This window comes from Dysosmobacter segnis (assembly GCF_014297285.1).
Taxonomy (GTDB): domain Bacteria; phylum Bacillota; class Clostridia; order Oscillospirales; family Oscillospiraceae; genus Oscillibacter; species Oscillibacter segnis.
Window position 1 is genome coordinate 18,204 of record NZ_JACOQI010000015.1, and the last position, 15,537, is coordinate 33,740.

The following is a 15,537-nucleotide window of genomic DNA, read 5'->3' on the forward strand; positions in this document are numbered from 1 at the left end:
CTCAGTGATACATAACAGAGGGCATCTTGTATTCAACCTCCCGATGGGCAGGCATCTTCAGCCCCGTGGTGAGTGCGGCGAAATTGATCATACCGAGCCCATAGCGATGGCGGATATCTTCCACGGTGCGTTCCAAAGTTAAACGCTTATTATGCTTCTCAAAATCAGACCAGAGATCGAGCTGGATTGGTGTATCCGAGGGAATCAGGTCGATCGCGCTAATCGTCAGAGATCGAACATCCGCATTCCATGGATAACGCCGGCAGAACAGATTAAAGCCAGCCGCAGCAATCTCTGTATAACTTTGAGTTGGGAATTCCAGCTTCCCCTGATACTCTCTCTGAGACAGTGTGTTGTCGCGAATACTGATGCGGATCCGCGTGGCAGCCAGTTTACTTTTCCGCAGCTTTGCGCCCACTTCCTGTGAGAGCTCCATCAGAACATGTCGAACCTCTTCATTTGTACGCAGGTCTGCTGTGCAGGTGATTCCGTGTCCCACGCTCTTGATGGGGATTTCGTAGTCGCATGGCATAACGCGCGATTGATCCAGTCCATTGGCAAACACCCACAGCTTTTCACCATTGACGCCAAGCCTGCGAATTAGCATTGCCCGATCCGCTTGGGCCAGATCTCCGATGGTACGGATCCCGTAGAGCCGAAGCTTTTCCGTCGTTGCTCGCCCCACATAGAGCAGGTCTGAAACGGGGAGCCGCCAGATTTGATCTTTGAAGGATTCCCGCGTTATGACAGTCACGGCATCTGGCTTTTTCATGTCTGAGCCGAGTTTCGCAAAAATCTTATTGAAGCTGACGCCAATGGAAACGGTGAGTCCGACTTCTTCTTTCACAGTAGTCCGAATCTCGTTGGCGATTTCAAGCGGAGTTTTCTGCTGGAGAAGCGGAGACCCAGTCAGTTCAATCCAGCTCTCATCAATGCCAAATGACTCGACTTCCGGAGAGTATCGCAAATAGATAGAGCGGACAATTTTGGAGAATTTCAGATATTGATCCATATGCGGTTCTACAATCGTCAGTTGCGGACACTTCTGGCGTGCCTCCCAAATCACTTCACCTGTCTTCACCCCACATTGCTTTGCCAATTGGTTCTTCGCAAGAACGATCCCATGTCGATCCTCTGTGCTGCCGCAAACTGCAATGTACTTTCCACGCAATTCCGGATGCAGCATACATTCAATACTCGCATAGCAGTTGTTGAGGTCACTATGCAATACAACTCGGCCTTCCATATTCGGCATACCTCCTGTCCATAACCCTCAAGAAATAGTTCCATCAAGTTCCTAAAAGTTCCTATTGACAAGTTCCAGTTCGCAGAATATAATGAGCCTAAAGTTCCAACCGAGTTCTATTAAGTTCCAATAAGTTCTAATAACAAAATAGCAGGTCAGGAAATGGTTTGTCAATAGAACTTTCAAAAACTTTCCAAACCTGCGAGAGGAGACGGTTATGAAGACGACTGGTGAAAAGATTCGAGAGAGCCGCACGCATCTGGGCCTTACGCAAACAGAACTGGCCGATAAGATTGGTGTCACGCTGCGCACGATTACCAAATACGAAAAACAAGGTGTAATGCCTCGCGGTGTAAATCTTCAGAGGTTGGCAGAGGTGCTGGGTGTTTCCACGGCATATCTAAGCAACGATGAGATCGTAGATCCCAACTATGGACTTGAAGAGGCACCATACATCGAGAGCGCAAGAGCAGCCTATGGCCGTAAAGGAGCAACTGATGTAGAGCAGCTGCTGACACAAACGCGTGCTCTCTTTGCTGGTGGAGATGTCCCTGAGCAGGATAAGGAGCTTTTCTTCCAAGCAGTCACTGAGGCGTATTTTGCTAATAAGCAGCGAGCCAGCGAGAAGTTCACCCGTAAAGACTACAAAAAGTAAGCAGGAATATTCTGAGTGTACGGATTTTTGGACAACCCTTGTGGTACTGTCAGGCTGTATAATAGAAAACTACTTTCTGAAGTGAGGCGAGTGGATTGCTGACGATGACGATTAGGCAGGAAGTAAGTCGATTGAAAATGAAATATCAGACAGATGACCCGTATGAGATCTGCGAGTATTTGGATATCCAGGTGATGGATCGTCCAATGGGAAAGAGTCCCCGTTCCTGCAAGGGCTTTTTTCTGGTTTCTTCTCGGTGCAAACTGATTGTAATCAACAGTGATTTGCCCGACAGCATTCAACGGATCATCATTGCGCACGAGCTGGGGCATGCAGTCCTCCACAGCGATTCTGCCATTAACACCTTCCATGAGTTTGCGATGTTTGAGGATACAAATCGAATGGAGTATGAGGCAAATGTGTTTGCTGCGGAGTTCATGCTCAGCGATGACACCGTCTTAGAAGCGCTGGAGATGCAAATGGACTTTTATCAGACAGCGAAGTGTTTGTATGTGCCACCTGAGTTACTGGACTTCAAGCTACGGATTCTACAATGCCAAGGTGTAAGAATCATAGCTCCGTATATCGCGCACGGGGATTTCCTCAAGCGAGATCTGGAGCAGCCGTTGAGTTAAGTATGCTGCCAGGTGAGGCTTATAAGGTCTATGTGAGCGTTTTTGTAGAGCATCGTTCGGATGGGACAATGCTGCCTAGGGAAATCATCTGGGAGGATGGCCAGAAATATGAAATAGACCGCGTGATCGATATTCGCCCAGCCTATGCTGCAAAAGCCGGCGGGCAAGGCGATCGTTACACCATCCAAGTCAATGGTGCAAGAACATATCTCTATTTTGAACGATCCACCAATCTAACGGGTAATACGATAGGCCGTTGGTTTGTGGAACGAAAGGTGCCATTGAGGGATCTACTTTAGAGCCCATGACATTGGAGAAACTTGTGAGGAGGGAAAAAATGTATAGCGCTGCTATCCAAAGATATTTCAATGAGCACATCCATCTGCCGTATTCCTTCTTCCAGCAGCCTCAGCGTTTTATCCGACATGCGCTCAAGAAGAAGGGTGCGTTCATGGCAACCGCATACAACTATGTCGAGCCCAGCGAGGCTGACAATGAAGACATTATCGAGTATCTTGCTACAGACTTCGATGTCATGGCCGGCAACACGGCTGGCCGGCTCTGCATTTTAATGAAGCTTCCAGAGCCCACGATGCCTCTGCACTGTAAGATGATTGGTTGCTCCATCAAGCAGAATGGGAGCAATCCCATCTGGCGCACGATTGAGCTGACTGAGCAAGGGACTCTGCTCCTGTGTGGTTGGGGCGAAGGCCATACACATATGACGATTTGTGAGGTGGGCTCTGAGCCCGATCAATTCATTCCTCGCTTAACGCAGGAACTGGCCACTGCTACGGCTTTTTGGTCTCATGTCACTGGTACAGGTTTCCCTGTGGCTGGACGACCTTGATGAGATATCCCAAAAAACTGAATGAAGACGGAAGGATCGATCTCTGTTGAATGGGATCGATCCTTTTTTGTCTGGAAAGCAGAATTAGGTATTCTGGCACGAGTAAAGCTCCAATGGTATTCTGACTCTGTACTTATTAGATTTCATCTCCGTTATGGAGCTTCATAAGCTGTGAGCCAACACATTCTGGCATTTCTGGGCGGACAATTTGTTTCGCCGCTCTCTTTGCGCTTTGATTTGAATTTTCAGATCAGAGCGCTCCTTTTTTGTCCAAATTCCGCATTGCGGGTTTGAGAATTATTTATTTGAAAGGTGGAACAAGCAAATGATGGAAAGCAAAGTATTCGCGGACAACTTCAGTCGTAGCTTCAGCGAGTCGGGGGACTTCTTTCAGTTCCTCAGCGCTCGGCAGGCCCGCAGCAAGTGGATGACAGCTCCGTCCAAGGAACTCCGGTTTGAGCCGGTGGAACGGGGATCCACGCTCGGAAATCTGTATATGCAGATCTACGACCACAACGGCGATGCAGATGTTCTGGAGGACACGATGGAGAATACCAGCCTCCTGTTGAAGGTGGATGGTAAGGACTACCCGGTCCGTTCCTGTGCTCTCAAGACCGTTCTGGAGCGTGCCCGCATCTCCGGTCATGCCCTCAACAAAGTCTCCAAAAGCGTATTCGCTGAGATTCTCAACTACTGCATGGGCGTTGCCTCCGGCGACAGCCTGATCAAAGTCGCAGATGAGAAGGTATCGGCAGTACACGGTGGAGATCCCAAGGACTACACGGTCATGGAGATGCTGCCCCTGTTCAAAGCGACCAATGACTTCCTCGATCGAGAGTATCCCGGCAATCGGTTCATGACCGCCCACTTCGATCACTCTATCGCAACCGCTATCTGGTGCCTGGATGGCCAGGCAGACAAACTCCTTGATACATACCACCGGGAGATTGCCGCCAAAGGCCTGCGTGCCGACAAACTGGTTCCCGCACTGCGTTTCTCCACCTCCGATGTCGGCATGAGTGGAGCGAACCTCTATCCGATCTTCCTGGCCGGCGCAGAGTCCCGGATTATCCCACTGGGATATCCCATCCGCACCGAGCACAAGAACGGATCTGGCATGGAGTACTTCGAGGAGCAGCTTGGTTTGGTCTATGCGCAGTTCGAGAAAGCAGTCGATAAGCAGGTTCAGCTCATGAACATCGAGATCCGCTATCCCGTTACTACCTTAATGCGGGTGCTGAAGCGGATCAAGGCGCCCAAGAAGGCTTCCTATGAGGCGATGGACTACTTTATGGCCATTCACGGTGATGCGCCCTGTACGGCGTATGACCTGTTCATGCAGATGAGCGATGTTATCTTCTCTGCCCAGTGTGACGGCGCATCCGGTATGCGCATTGCACAGCTTGAGGAGATCGTCAGCCGGGCGCTGAATGTGAACTGGCACGAGTATGATCACCCTGGCGACTTCAAGTGGTGATTGCGATGGCCAAAGCTGTTTACTACCCGAAGGGTGAGAGGCAAAAGACCATCATCAAGCTTTTGAACTCTCTGGAAGGGCGCTATTCCAGGTGGGATATTTGGCAGGATTTCATTGTCCTGTCTGCCGTCAGCATTGCCAATGCTTTCGGTGGCCCATACAGAGAGCAACGCGAAGCGATGTATCTGGAGCGTAGCAAAAAATACTCAACCTCCGAGCTGGAAGTCTTAGCGCAGATGCTCGCCGAAGTTGTCGATGAGATGGAGCAAAATCCAGATCAGGATATGCTTGGCGAGCTGTTCATGGCATTGGGCCTTGCGAATGAGTGGAAGGGGCAGTTCTTTACACCCTATGACATCTGCAGAGCGATGGCAGCCATGAATCTGGGTGAGGATCTGAAAAGTCAGATAGAGGAAAAAGGCTGGGTATCTGTGAGTGATCCCGCCTGTGGGGCCGGCGCATTACTGCTTGCCTTCGCAAACGAGTGCAAAAGGAACCACATCAACTATCAGACTTCCGTTTTCTTTGTCGCGCAAGACATTGACTTCTTGGCGGGCTGCATGTGCTACATCCAGATGAGCCTACTCGGCTGTCCCGGCTATGTGGTCATTGACGATTCCATCCTCCATCCGGCGCAGAGCTACAATGAGGACGGACTTATCCCCAAGAACAGCCCCAATGTCTGGCTCACCCCGATGTATTTCAGGGATGTCTGGCATTGGCGGAGAATTTTCGCACAGCTGGACCTAATTACTCAGACAAAGGAGAGAACGCATGGAAAACCTGACATGTAAGGGACTGAGTGCCGCTCATCGGAGAATGCTGATCAAATGCATTACCGAAGAGATTGGCAGCATTCCTGAACCGGTGGAAATCGAGTTCATGGAGCCCATTCGACGGAAACAGTATTCATCGCTATGGTACGGCGGCCAGATCGCTGCCATTCGGGTTCACGGTTGCGTTTTTGAGGTCCATGCATTAGGCGATGTCTACGCATGGCTCTATGACAAGAGCGACCGCAATCGCGAACTGCTCTATGTGAAGGACAAGAACAACTCCGGCCGATTTGGATCGGATATCCAGCCTTATCTCAAGACTGACCGTGCTTTGGTAGCAGCAATCTGCAGGAAGCACAATCGGTATTGGATCGATATGGAGCATAACAACTGGTGGGAATGCTCTGTCTATACACCGGATGGAGTATTCCATGATTTGATGTGGGTGCTGGATAGCGACCACATTTTCGCTGGAATCAGGGAGGTGTTCTGTCACATGGACGCAGTTCTGAAGGATCTCGGTGTCCCGGCGGGAAACGAGGGTTCGGAGGTGTCATCATGAGCAGTTTTCGAATTCCCTTGGTTTGGCAGATGTACGGGCATGTGGATGTAGAGGCTGATACCCTGGACGACGCTATCGAATACGCCTTGGGGCCGGATTGCCCGCTTCCTGAAGGCGAGTATGTAGATGACTCGATCCAGGTGGACGATCTGCTTTTGAACCAGGAGGCAACCCATGAAAGCCATCAATGAGCACTTTGAAGTTGGGCAGCAATACTATGCTCTCGTCAGTAAAGAGGTGTTGGTGGTGTCTGAAGTTTTGCAGCCTGGAATGTACCCGTCAGGCTCCGGAGGATACCATACGCTCCGGTCGCCGATGGTTCGGTTCAGAAGTGAGAAGACTGGCTTAGTGCATACCTGCAGCCTTGAGCTGGCCAAGCATCTGCTGCTTGCCAAGCGACAGACAGCAAAAGAAAAAGGGGTTGGTTGATCATGAATAAGGCACGACGCTTCGTCATTGAGACTCCGCTTGGAAAGCTTGAGGTCTACGCCAAGCACGATAAGAGCGATTGTGCGGAAGACTATCCCGGCGTCTTTATCGACTTTGTACGCGAGGATGGCGCCACGGTCGTGCTGGCTTGTGTGGAGTATGATCCGGACAAAGATTTGCTCCAGACAGTCGTCTATGGCGATTGCGCATCGGACGAGCCAACAGCGATTGTTGAACACTACAATACTGATTTTGAAGAATGAGGAGGATCGATTATGCCTAATTGGGCGTTTGGAACTGTTAAGGTGACTGGTACTCGCGAGGGTGTCAAGTCTTTTGTGGAGCGTTTCATCAGCAGCGATGATCAATCAACTGTCCCCGGAAAGCGGTTTTTTGCCCGAAGCTTTTCCGAGCAGAAGCGAGAGCAGAGCGTCAAGGATGCCATGGAAGAATTCGAGGGGAAAGCAGATAACGAAACTGCTGAGCATTCCTTCCTCATCATGTTTGCCTGGTCTGTTTGGTCCTGCATGATTGATGGTTACCCCCAGCGAAATGATGCCGAGTGCATCACGCTGAGTGAGGCCTGTATGGAGGATCATGTAGCTGTTGAAATCCGCTCTACGGAGACCGGAATGTGCTTTGAGGAACATGTCACCTGCGACGAGGATGGCAATCTTAACCATGCTGAACGAGACCTGAGCCGCTGCAAGTGCCGCAACTGCGGTGAGATCAGCCTCTTCGGATCTTTTGAGGATCTGGACGATGCTGAGTGCTCGGAATGCGGTGAATGTGGTTTCGACCGTTGTGAGGAGGAGTGATTTATGGCGCTGAATTTGAATTACACACCCAATAAGCTGGTCGATATCACCACCCTCACTGAGGATCAGTGGTTGGACTGGCGGCGCAAAGGGATTGGCGGCAGCGATGTAGCTGTCGCCCTTAATTCCTCTCCGTATCGCACGGCCAGAGAACTCTACTATGACAAGATCGGAGTGGTCATGGCAGATGAAGGCCCGGATAAGAGCATCACTTTCCAAATTGGGCATCTGCTCGAGGATGTGGTGGCTCAGATCTTCGCCAAGAAGACCGGCCTGTCTGTCTTTGAAGACCACTGGATGTACCAGCATCCTATTTTCCCGTTCCTGATTGCCGATGTAGACCGGTTCGTTATGCTTCCGGATGGTCGAAAGGCCATCCTCGAATGCAAAACCGCGCACTATGATATGCAGTTCAAGTGGGCGAATGGCTCTGTGCCACGCCATTATGAGCTGCAGGTGCGACACTACATGGCCGTCATGAACATCGATGTCGCCTTTATCGCATGCCTGTTTTCCAACAATGAGAACGACTTCGTATGGCAGAAGATTGAGCGCGACCTCGATGAGGAGGAGAATACGATTATGGAGCTGGAGGCGTTCTGGCACAATCATGTTCTGGCTCGTGTGGAACCGCCTCTGGTAGAAAAGCCGGATGCAGTGCTGGAGTCCCTTCGTCGTTATTTCGGGCCGGCCGATAAGTCTGAGCCGAGTGTTGATTTGGACTGCAAGTTCCTTGGCAGCCTGAAAGAAATTCTGAACCTGAAGGAGGAAAAGAAGGTGATCGATGCGCAGTCCAAAGCATTGGAGACACGCATCAAGTCGCTCTACGCCCCCATTGTCGAGCAAATGGGGACTGCCTGTAAGGCGTCCTGTGAGCACGGCAGTGAGTGCTTCAGAGTAACCTACAATCCTCAATACAGGGAAGGGATCAACAAGGACAGGCTGTCAGCGCTGAGAGCCCAGTATCCGGAAATCTACGACGAGTTCGTCGATCAGACAGAATTGAGAATTTTCAAGGTGGTCAAGACGGCCATCGCATAAGGAGTGATCGAATGCTATGTCGATATGAGCGCACCATCTTCAAGTCGGATAAGGGCTTCTGCATCTTCTCCTACAGCACCGAGGATCAGTCAGTTCCCAAGGAAGCGCATAACCGATCGTTCTACCACGACGATAAGATCCACTTCACGGCAATCGGCTATCACCTTGTAGCCTCAAATGCCGTGGAAGTAGAACTTGATGGCACCTGGGAGAACTCGAAACATGGTCTTCAGCTATCGGTCTCAATGTGTAAGGAGATTGTTCCTACAAATCAGGCTGGTATCCTCGCATACCTGAGTAGTGGTGTGATTAAGGGCGTTGGCCCGGAGATTGCCAAAGCCATTGTTGCAAGGTTTGGGGATAAGACCATGGAGGTGCTGGACAAGGAGCCACAGAAGCTGCTGAGCATCAAGGGAATCGCCCAGAGGAAGCTCAAGGCCATCATCGCCTCCTATGAGGAGACAAAGGCCCTGAGCGACCTTATGATCTACTTGGCGCCGTTTGGTGTTTCAATGAAGAAGGCTGCGATGATCAAAGAAGAGTTCGGCGACAACAGCCTGAAGATCGTGAAGTCGGATCCCTTCCAGCTTTGTAAGATCAAAGGGTTTGGCTTTATGACCGTGGACTCGATTGCCCGCAAAACCAAGGTAAGCCTAAAGCATCCTATGCGATACTCCGGCGCAATCAATTATGTGCTGGATGAGGCCAGGGTATCTGGGCATCTCTTTCTCACCGTTGATGAGACCGTGGGTCAGTGCTATGACCTGCTCAACTCGGATTGTGAAGAAGAGGTGGTCTCCGAGGAGGAGATCCGACAGGCCATCTCCAATGAGCGTGTTGAGTCCCGTGTCTATGTTGAGGGATCTCGTGTGTACCTGAGCTATGAGCGTATGTGCGAAGTCAAAGCTGCCAAGCGGATTGTGTCCATGCTCCTCCAGGAAGGGTTCGATGAGATCCGTGACCTGGATGAAAAGATCGATCGGGCGGAGAAAAACTTGCATCAGAGACTGGCCCCTTCTCAGCGCAATGCTGTGAAGCTATGCTTGTCCTATCCCATATCCATCATGACTGGTGGACCGGGCAGCGGCAAGACGACAACGCTAAGGTTTATCTTGGACATCTACCAGGCAGCGTTCCCGTCAAACGAGATCCTTTTGGCTGCACCCACCGGTAGAGCCAGTCGGCGAATGTCGGAGCAAACGGGCAAATATGCCTCCACGCTTCACTCTGCTCTTGGTCTGGTCACCGAAGAGGATAGTCCACTCAACGATACGGAAATGCTTTCTGCAGATCTTATCGTGGTGGATGAGTTCTCCATGGTGGATATGCGCCTTGCGTATGTGCTGATGGAGCGAATCAAGCCAGGAGCCCAACTGATCATCGTAGGTGATGCTGACCAGCTTCCATCTGTCGGTGCCGGCAATGTGTTACGGGAGATGATCCGTAGCGAGAAGGTGCCAACGGCAGTTTTGGAAACGGTATTCCGGCAGGCATCCAATAGTCGGATAATCACCAATGCCCATGCAATCAATCATAATGACACACATCTACAGTATGGGGATGACTTCCAGATGCTCGAAGTGCAAAACTCGGAAGAGGCAGCGCGGCTGGTCATTAAAAACTATCTGCGCGAAGTTGCAATTCATGGCATAGAGAATGTTCAGATCCTATCGCCGTTTCGGAAGCGTGGCGCTGTGGCGTCCAATGCATTGAACGAGACAATACGGGAACTCGTCAACCCTCCGAACAATCTGAAAAAGGAAATGAAGTGTGGCAGCCGGGTCTTCCGTGTGGGCGATCGCATTATGCAGACTGTAAACAGGATCAATGTGTCGAATGGCGATGTCGGTATCATAACCGACGTGGAGACAGAGGATGATGATACGATTGCGCGTGTCAAGCTTCTGGATGGGCGTGAGCTGAGCTATACGCAGGAAATGTTGGAGGACCTTGAGTTTTCCTACTGTACGACCATCCATAAGAGCCAAGGACAAGAGTATCCGGTCATCATCGTTCCTCTTCTGAAGGAGCACTATATCATGTTGCGGCGAAATCTGCTCTATACAGCGGTGACCAGAGCCAAGGCAAAGGTCATTCTGATTGGGCAGAAACAAGCCGTATTTATTGCGATCCACAAATGTGATGTGGGTCAACGGAACACCGTCCTCGCTGATCGAATCGTGGCTTACTACAACCGCGAGCTCTGCAAGCGAGTGACTTGATTTTTGGGAACCGGGGTGGTCAGAAGCCACCTCGTTTCTACATTTATTATGAAGGGAAGACTCAACATGAGTGAATTGAACACAAACGCGATCCCGGCCATCAATGCCGTTGAAGGATTTAACCCTGCTGACTTTGTGCGTAACACCGTTGGAGAAGAAGGTGAAAACGATCTCTATTTGGATGTCAAGTACCGACTCCTCTGGTTCCGGCTGCACTGCCCGAACGGCAAGATTGATCCGGAGCTTGTACATCTAGACGAGAAGAGCGCTGTTGTCTGCTGCAAGGTCTACGCAGACAAGGCTGACCCTGCTGACCAGTTCATTGGGAAAGCCTACTCTCAGCGCTTTCCTACTGAGGAGCGTTTTGGAGATCGCTTCCTGGAGATAGCAGAAACGGTGGCAAAAGGGCGTGCGCTGGCCGATGCCGGCTATGGTACGCAGTTCTGCATGAATGGAGAAACCCTGGCGAGCATCATCGCTGACGCTCCCATCAAAATGCCGCCTGATGAAGACGCCGGACATCCGGGAAATGTAGCGGCCAGCTTTACTGCGCAGCCGATGCCTCCTGCAGTTCCGGCTCAGAGTGCTCCGGTGTCTCAGCCACCTCAGCAGATGCAGCCTCAGACACCCGCACAGCAGCCGAAAGCAGCTGCGCCTGAACCGCCCAAGACGGTTGATGAGTATATGAGAGTCATGACCATCGAGCAGGCCAAGGCCGTTAAGGTTGATTTCGGCCGCTTTAACGGTTGGACCCTGGGCGATATTGCCATGAAGAACCCCGGAGATTTGGCGTGGTATGTGAAGAACTATTCTGGCCATAACCTTGCACTCAAGGCAGGTGCCACAAAGCTGCTGGAAGCTGTTGGTCAGATGGCCAGCTGATTGGGCCCCTCACCGAGGGAGGTGATTGATGATGGGCAGAAAACCAGATCTGCCATGTGACATCGAACAGGTAATTGATTTGCTTGGAATTGAAGTGATCAGAGATACCGGCACGCAACTACATTGTAGGTGTCCATTCTGTGCAGATCGAAAAGCTCATATGAATGTGAAGATCCGAGACAATGTGTTTCGGTGCAACCGCTGCGGCAAAGGTGGGGGCATCCTCCACCTTTACGCAGAGTTTTGCGAAGTCACCCTCCATACGGCCTATGAGGAGCTTTGTAAGATATTCGGTCCCGACAGCAATGAAAAACCGCGCGAGTATAAGAGAAGGCGGAAGATAATTGAGACAGCGGAACTGCCGATAGCCTCAGCTGAGGTGCGAGATAACACCTATTCAAATCTGCTCTCACTTTTGACCCTGTGCCCCACACATCAAGCATCGCTGAAGGAACGAGGCCTGACCCGAGATGAGATTGACTGGCTTGGCTATCGGACAACCCCCACGACACGCCTGAGACGGATCGTGACTGAGTTGCTGGAGCGCGGTTGTGTTCTTGATGGTGTTCCTGGTTTCTATTGCCAGAAAGATACCGGGCAGTGGACGCTCGACATCAGAGGTTCTGGAATCATGCTCCCGGATCGAAATCTTAATGGGCAAATTGAGGCCATTCAGGTTCGACTCGACAAGGTTTATAACCAGAAGTTCTATAACCTAACGAGCATCGATCAGTACTATGGAACACAGTCCAAGTGCTGTCCACATTATGTCGGGGTTCACGAAGGCGACGAGGTAGTCTGTCTCACAGAAGGCGTGATGAAGGCAGATATTGCCTACAGTTTTGCACTTGGCACCTCATATGAAAGTGGTTTTGCCGGCCTTACCGGAGTGCCAAGCTATTCCCAGTTCGAGCGTGCGCTTGAAGAGCTTAACTCTATCGGCGTGGTACGAATCAACATTATGGTTGACTCGGACTACCAGGTCAAAGAAGAGGTCCGAAAGGCGCGTGATCGCTATATCGAAATGGGGGTTGCTGCTGGCTTTGAGGTGGCTCCGATTACCTGGACACAAAAGCGGAAAGGCGTAGATGATCTCTATAAGCACCTTTTCCGGAACAAATGATTATGACTTGGGCTGCAGCATTTTAGCTGCAGCCCTCTGCGTATGAGGAGAATCTATATGGTTCCTATTGAAAACCAAGAGCGACCGAACATCAAGTCAGTCTATACTTGCTCGAACTGTGAGAAGGCTCTGTTTGATGGCGATGATGACCATCCGAGATGGAACTTCTGCCCCATGTGCGGCCAGGAGATTGAGTGGGATAAATCTGCAAAGGTCGTTTGGGAAGAAAAAAACTGTAATGTCTGTGGCGGTTGGCTTGTTAAGCGCCACCCTGCAGGTTTTTGGTATGCCTCAAGCGACTATATTGGGATGGATACCTGCTACACCTGTTGGCTCGAGGAGTGCCTTACGACCAACTGCCTTGGCTGTAAGCGAGGGAACTATCCGGACTGCAAGTGGATTGATTTGAAAAAGTCTTATCAGGAGGAAGACAAATGAGCGTTGAGATCTATATTGATGACTTGAAGCCTGACATTCAAAGACAGGTATTGGAAGAGCTGGGGCTCGAAACTGCAGAAGATGGGAATTATGATATTATCCCTCTTTTCAGCGTAGAGAGACCGGAATGATTTTTGGGCAGATCACAAATTTTTAGTAGAGGGGGGGTGGTCAAACACACCCTCATTTCTACATTCATTATGAGGAGTGAACTGCTGGAATAATCCAAATAATACTAGGGATAATATCCCAAGGAGGTGCTATCGGTATTATGGAAGAACCTAAGATTACTTCTGGTACAGTGCCATATATCGCATCTGAAATCCCTGATGATCCAAGAGATATCACACCCGAGCAGTGGGAAGCGATGAAGGCGGTTGATATTCGGACAGTAGACAAGTCTCAGCTTGTAGACTTGAGCACCGTTCACATTGATGAATCCTTGCCTGTGCGTGAAAGAGTGCTCAGTTATCTGAAGCAAGTGAAGAATCCATACTGTGTCCGAGTGGGCAACTTTGCTGTCAAGGTGAAATACAAAGAGGACGGGCCATCCTTTGAGGAAGTGTTCAAGCATCTGCTGCAGCAGCAGAGCATGATGTAATTCTTGCCAGGTCCGTTTTTCATCTGGATAAAGGGCCATAGATGTGGTATAATAGCCTCGGACTAAATCAAGCATACTCACTCCTTAGGCAGACAGACCACGCCAAAGGAGTGAGATTATGCAGAATAATGCGAACGAGATGGCTGTGTTTAATACCGCCATCTATGTGCGTCTTTCCAAGGAAGACATCGTTGCGGCGCAATCTGGCCGTGAGAGCAACAGCATTACCAACCAGAAGCAGCTTATCCTGGACTTTCTGAAGGATAAGCCTGAATTTAATATTGTCTCCATTCGTATAGACGATGGATATACAGGGACGAATTTTGACCGTCCAGCCTTTCAGCGCATGCTGAACGATATTAAGGCTGGACGGATCAATTGCGTGGTCGTAAAAGACCTGTCCCGTTTCGGAAGAGAGTATATCAATTCCGGAAAGTATATCCACCGTCTATTTCCTGTTTTAGGGGTGCGCTTAATCGCTATCAATGACAACATCGACACGATTACCCGTGACGAGAGTAGCGAGTTTAGCATCACGCTCAAGAACTTGATGAATGACAACTACAGCCGTGACATCTCAGTGAAGGTCAGAAGCCAGCTGCAGGTGAAGCGGAAACATGGTGACTTTATTTGTCCGTTTGCACCGTATGGGTACCAGAAGTGCGAGGGAAACCACAATCGAATTGAGCCCGATCCCTATGCTGCCACAGTTGTCCAGGATATTTTCAACTGGAAAATTCAAGGCATGACGAACAATGGCATAGCAATTCGGCTTGCAGAGAGCGGAATTCTTGCGCCGCTGGAGTATAAGCGCCACAAGGGAGAGCCGTTATTCTCCGGCTTCAAAATGAAGGAACGGTGCGAATGGACAGCGCAGGCAGTTGCCCGGATACTCACCAACCCGATCTATATTGGAACCCTCCGCCAAGGCCTTCGCCGTAGACCAAACTATAAAATCAAGAAATCAATACCAACAGAAGAAAACGAGTGGGTTGTGATCCACGACGCCCATGAGCCTGTTGTCACGAAGAGGACATTCTATCTTGCTCAAAAAGCTCTTCTGATAGATACGCGAGCAGCACCACGAGCAACGACAGTTTATCCGCTATCCGGCTTGTTGGAATGCGGAGAATGCGGGAACGCAGTTACTCGAAGCACAATTAACAACGGATATAAGTTATACAGCTATTTCCGCTGCAGCGTGCGCACGAAAGAGAATCGCTGTGAACTCAAGCAGGTACCAGAGGCACAGGTTGAGGCAGCTGTCCTTCAGCTATTGCAAGAGCATATCAGCGCGGTGGTTGAGCTCGACCGGTGTCTATCTGAAATTCAGCAGGTGCCATATCAGAAAATCAATGTTGCCAAGTGTGAGCAGCGCAGAGAAAAACTTGCGGCAGAAATCGCTCGTTATCGCGATCTGAAGGCATCTCTCTATGAAGATATGAAAGAAGGACTCATTTCGAAGACTGACTTCTGTGACATCAGAGGTCAGTATGATGCAAGAATTGCCGATGCGCTGATTGCTCAGGAGCAGATCGACCGAGAACTCAGTATCTATCTCTCGGGCGAACAGTCCCCGAACAACTGGATGAAGACATTTACCGAACATCGAGGATTGAAATCACTCACGCGGGCAGTTGTTCTGGAGTGCATTGAAAAAGTTGTTATTCACAAAGACGAAAAGTTGGAAATCATCTTTGAGCATTCCGAGGACTATGCCCGTTTGGTGAGCAGCCTGCAGGAATATGCCGCGCGTGGAATACTAGGGGAGGCGATGTAAGC

20 protein-coding genes are annotated in these 15,537 nt (G+C 50.3%); 19 read left to right on the forward strand and 1 reads right to left on the reverse strand.

The window, feature by feature from the left end; genetic code table 11:
- Position 1: 1 nt before the first annotated feature.
- Positions 2-1,246, reverse strand: a complete 1,245-nt coding sequence (locus H8Z83_RS13440; protein WP_187015505.1) for a DNA polymerase Y family protein — start codon at positions 1,244-1,246, stop codon at positions 2-4.
- A 217-nt stretch (positions 1,247-1,463) separates the two neighbouring features.
- Between H8Z83_RS13440 and H8Z83_RS13445 the strand changes: the two genes are divergently transcribed.
- From H8Z83_RS13445 to H8Z83_RS13530, 19 genes are all read left to right on the forward strand, one after another.
- Entirely contained in the window at positions 1,464-1,901 is a 438-nt protein-coding gene (locus H8Z83_RS13445; RefSeq protein ID WP_118624399.1) for a helix-turn-helix domain-containing protein, read from the forward strand.
- A 104-nt stretch (positions 1,902-2,005) separates the two neighbouring features.
- Positions 2,006-2,536, forward strand: a complete 531-nt coding sequence (locus H8Z83_RS13450) for an ImmA/IrrE family metallo-endopeptidase (protein WP_243185022.1) — start codon at positions 2,006-2,008, stop codon at positions 2,534-2,536.
- Positions 2,537-2,538: 2 nt separating this feature from the next.
- Positions 2,539-2,835 carry a hypothetical protein gene (locus H8Z83_RS13455; protein ID WP_186878196.1) on the forward strand — a complete coding sequence of 99 codons (297 nt, stop codon included), beginning with the start codon at positions 2,539-2,541 and terminating at the stop codon, positions 2,833-2,835.
- 38 nt (positions 2,836-2,873) lie between these two features.
- Complete coding sequence (locus H8Z83_RS13460) at positions 2,874-3,386, forward strand: hypothetical protein (RefSeq protein WP_187015507.1); 513 nt, start codon at positions 2,874-2,876, stop codon at positions 3,384-3,386.
- A gap of 325 nt (positions 3,387-3,711) precedes the next feature.
- Complete coding sequence (locus tag H8Z83_RS13465) at positions 3,712-4,863, forward strand: transposase (protein WP_187015508.1); 1,152 nt, start codon at positions 3,712-3,714, stop codon at positions 4,861-4,863.
- A 5-nt stretch (positions 4,864-4,868) separates the two neighbouring features.
- On the forward strand, positions 4,869-5,657 hold the full coding sequence (locus H8Z83_RS13470; RefSeq protein WP_187015509.1) for an N-6 DNA methylase: 789 nt from the start codon (positions 4,869-4,871) through the stop codon (positions 5,655-5,657).
- Positions 5,658-5,682: 25 nt separating this feature from the next.
- Positions 5,683-6,201 (forward strand): hypothetical protein, encoded by a 519-nt coding sequence (locus H8Z83_RS13475; RefSeq protein ID WP_187015510.1) that lies wholly within the window; start codon positions 5,683-5,685, stop codon positions 6,199-6,201.
- Positions 6,198-6,392 carry a hypothetical protein gene (locus tag H8Z83_RS13480; RefSeq protein ID WP_187015511.1) on the forward strand — a complete coding sequence of 65 codons (195 nt, stop codon included), beginning with the start codon at positions 6,198-6,200 and terminating at the stop codon, positions 6,390-6,392. The genes H8Z83_RS13475 and H8Z83_RS13480 overlap by 4 nt, the downstream gene beginning before the upstream one ends.
- Entirely contained in the window at positions 6,376-6,630 is a 255-nt protein-coding gene (locus H8Z83_RS13485; RefSeq protein ID WP_108979697.1) for a hypothetical protein, read from the forward strand. The genes H8Z83_RS13480 and H8Z83_RS13485 overlap by 17 nt, the downstream gene beginning before the upstream one ends.
- A gap of 2 nt (positions 6,631-6,632) precedes the next feature.
- The gene (locus H8Z83_RS13490; RefSeq protein ID WP_147560781.1) at positions 6,633-6,893 is read left to right on the forward strand and encodes a hypothetical protein; all 261 of its coding nucleotides are present in this window, start codon (positions 6,633-6,635) and stop codon (positions 6,891-6,893) included.
- Positions 6,894-6,905: 12 nt separating this feature from the next.
- Positions 6,906-7,448 carry a hypothetical protein gene (locus H8Z83_RS13495; protein ID WP_187015512.1) on the forward strand — a complete coding sequence of 181 codons (543 nt, stop codon included), beginning with the start codon at positions 6,906-6,908 and terminating at the stop codon, positions 7,446-7,448.
- Positions 7,449-7,451: 3 nt separating this feature from the next.
- Positions 7,452-8,489: a YqaJ viral recombinase family nuclease gene (locus H8Z83_RS13500; protein WP_187015513.1), complete on the forward strand. Its 1,038-nt coding sequence runs from the start codon at positions 7,452-7,454 to the stop codon at positions 8,487-8,489.
- An 11-nt stretch (positions 8,490-8,500) separates the two neighbouring features.
- On the forward strand, positions 8,501-10,711 hold the full coding sequence (recD2, locus tag H8Z83_RS13505; RefSeq protein ID WP_187015514.1) for an SF1B family DNA helicase RecD2: 2,211 nt from the start codon (positions 8,501-8,503) through the stop codon (positions 10,709-10,711).
- A 66-nt stretch (positions 10,712-10,777) separates the two neighbouring features.
- Positions 10,778-11,593, forward strand: coding sequence for a hypothetical protein (locus tag H8Z83_RS13510; protein ID WP_147560771.1), 816 nt, complete (start codon positions 10,778-10,780; stop codon positions 11,591-11,593).
- A 28-nt stretch (positions 11,594-11,621) separates the two neighbouring features.
- A complete protein-coding gene (locus H8Z83_RS13515; protein ID WP_187015515.1) occupies positions 11,622-12,716 on the forward strand; it encodes a CHC2 zinc finger domain-containing protein in 1,095 nt (364 codons plus the stop codon).
- Between the two features lie 57 nt (positions 12,717-12,773).
- The gene (locus H8Z83_RS13520; RefSeq protein WP_187015516.1) at positions 12,774-13,154 is read left to right on the forward strand and encodes a hypothetical protein; all 381 of its coding nucleotides are present in this window, start codon (positions 12,774-12,776) and stop codon (positions 13,152-13,154) included.
- Positions 13,151-13,285, forward strand: a complete 135-nt coding sequence (locus H8Z83_RS19925; RefSeq protein WP_255654084.1) for a hypothetical protein — start codon at positions 13,151-13,153, stop codon at positions 13,283-13,285. The genes H8Z83_RS13520 and H8Z83_RS19925 overlap by 4 nt, the downstream gene beginning before the upstream one ends.
- Before the next feature lie 140 nt (positions 13,286-13,425).
- Complete coding sequence (locus H8Z83_RS13525) at positions 13,426-13,755, forward strand: DUF6870 family protein (RefSeq protein WP_226907800.1); 330 nt, start codon at positions 13,426-13,428, stop codon at positions 13,753-13,755.
- Positions 13,756-13,873: 118 nt separating this feature from the next.
- Entirely contained in the window at positions 13,874-15,535 is a 1,662-nt protein-coding gene (locus H8Z83_RS13530; RefSeq protein ID WP_187015517.1) for a recombinase family protein, read from the forward strand.
- Positions 15,536-15,537 lie beyond the last annotated feature (2 nt).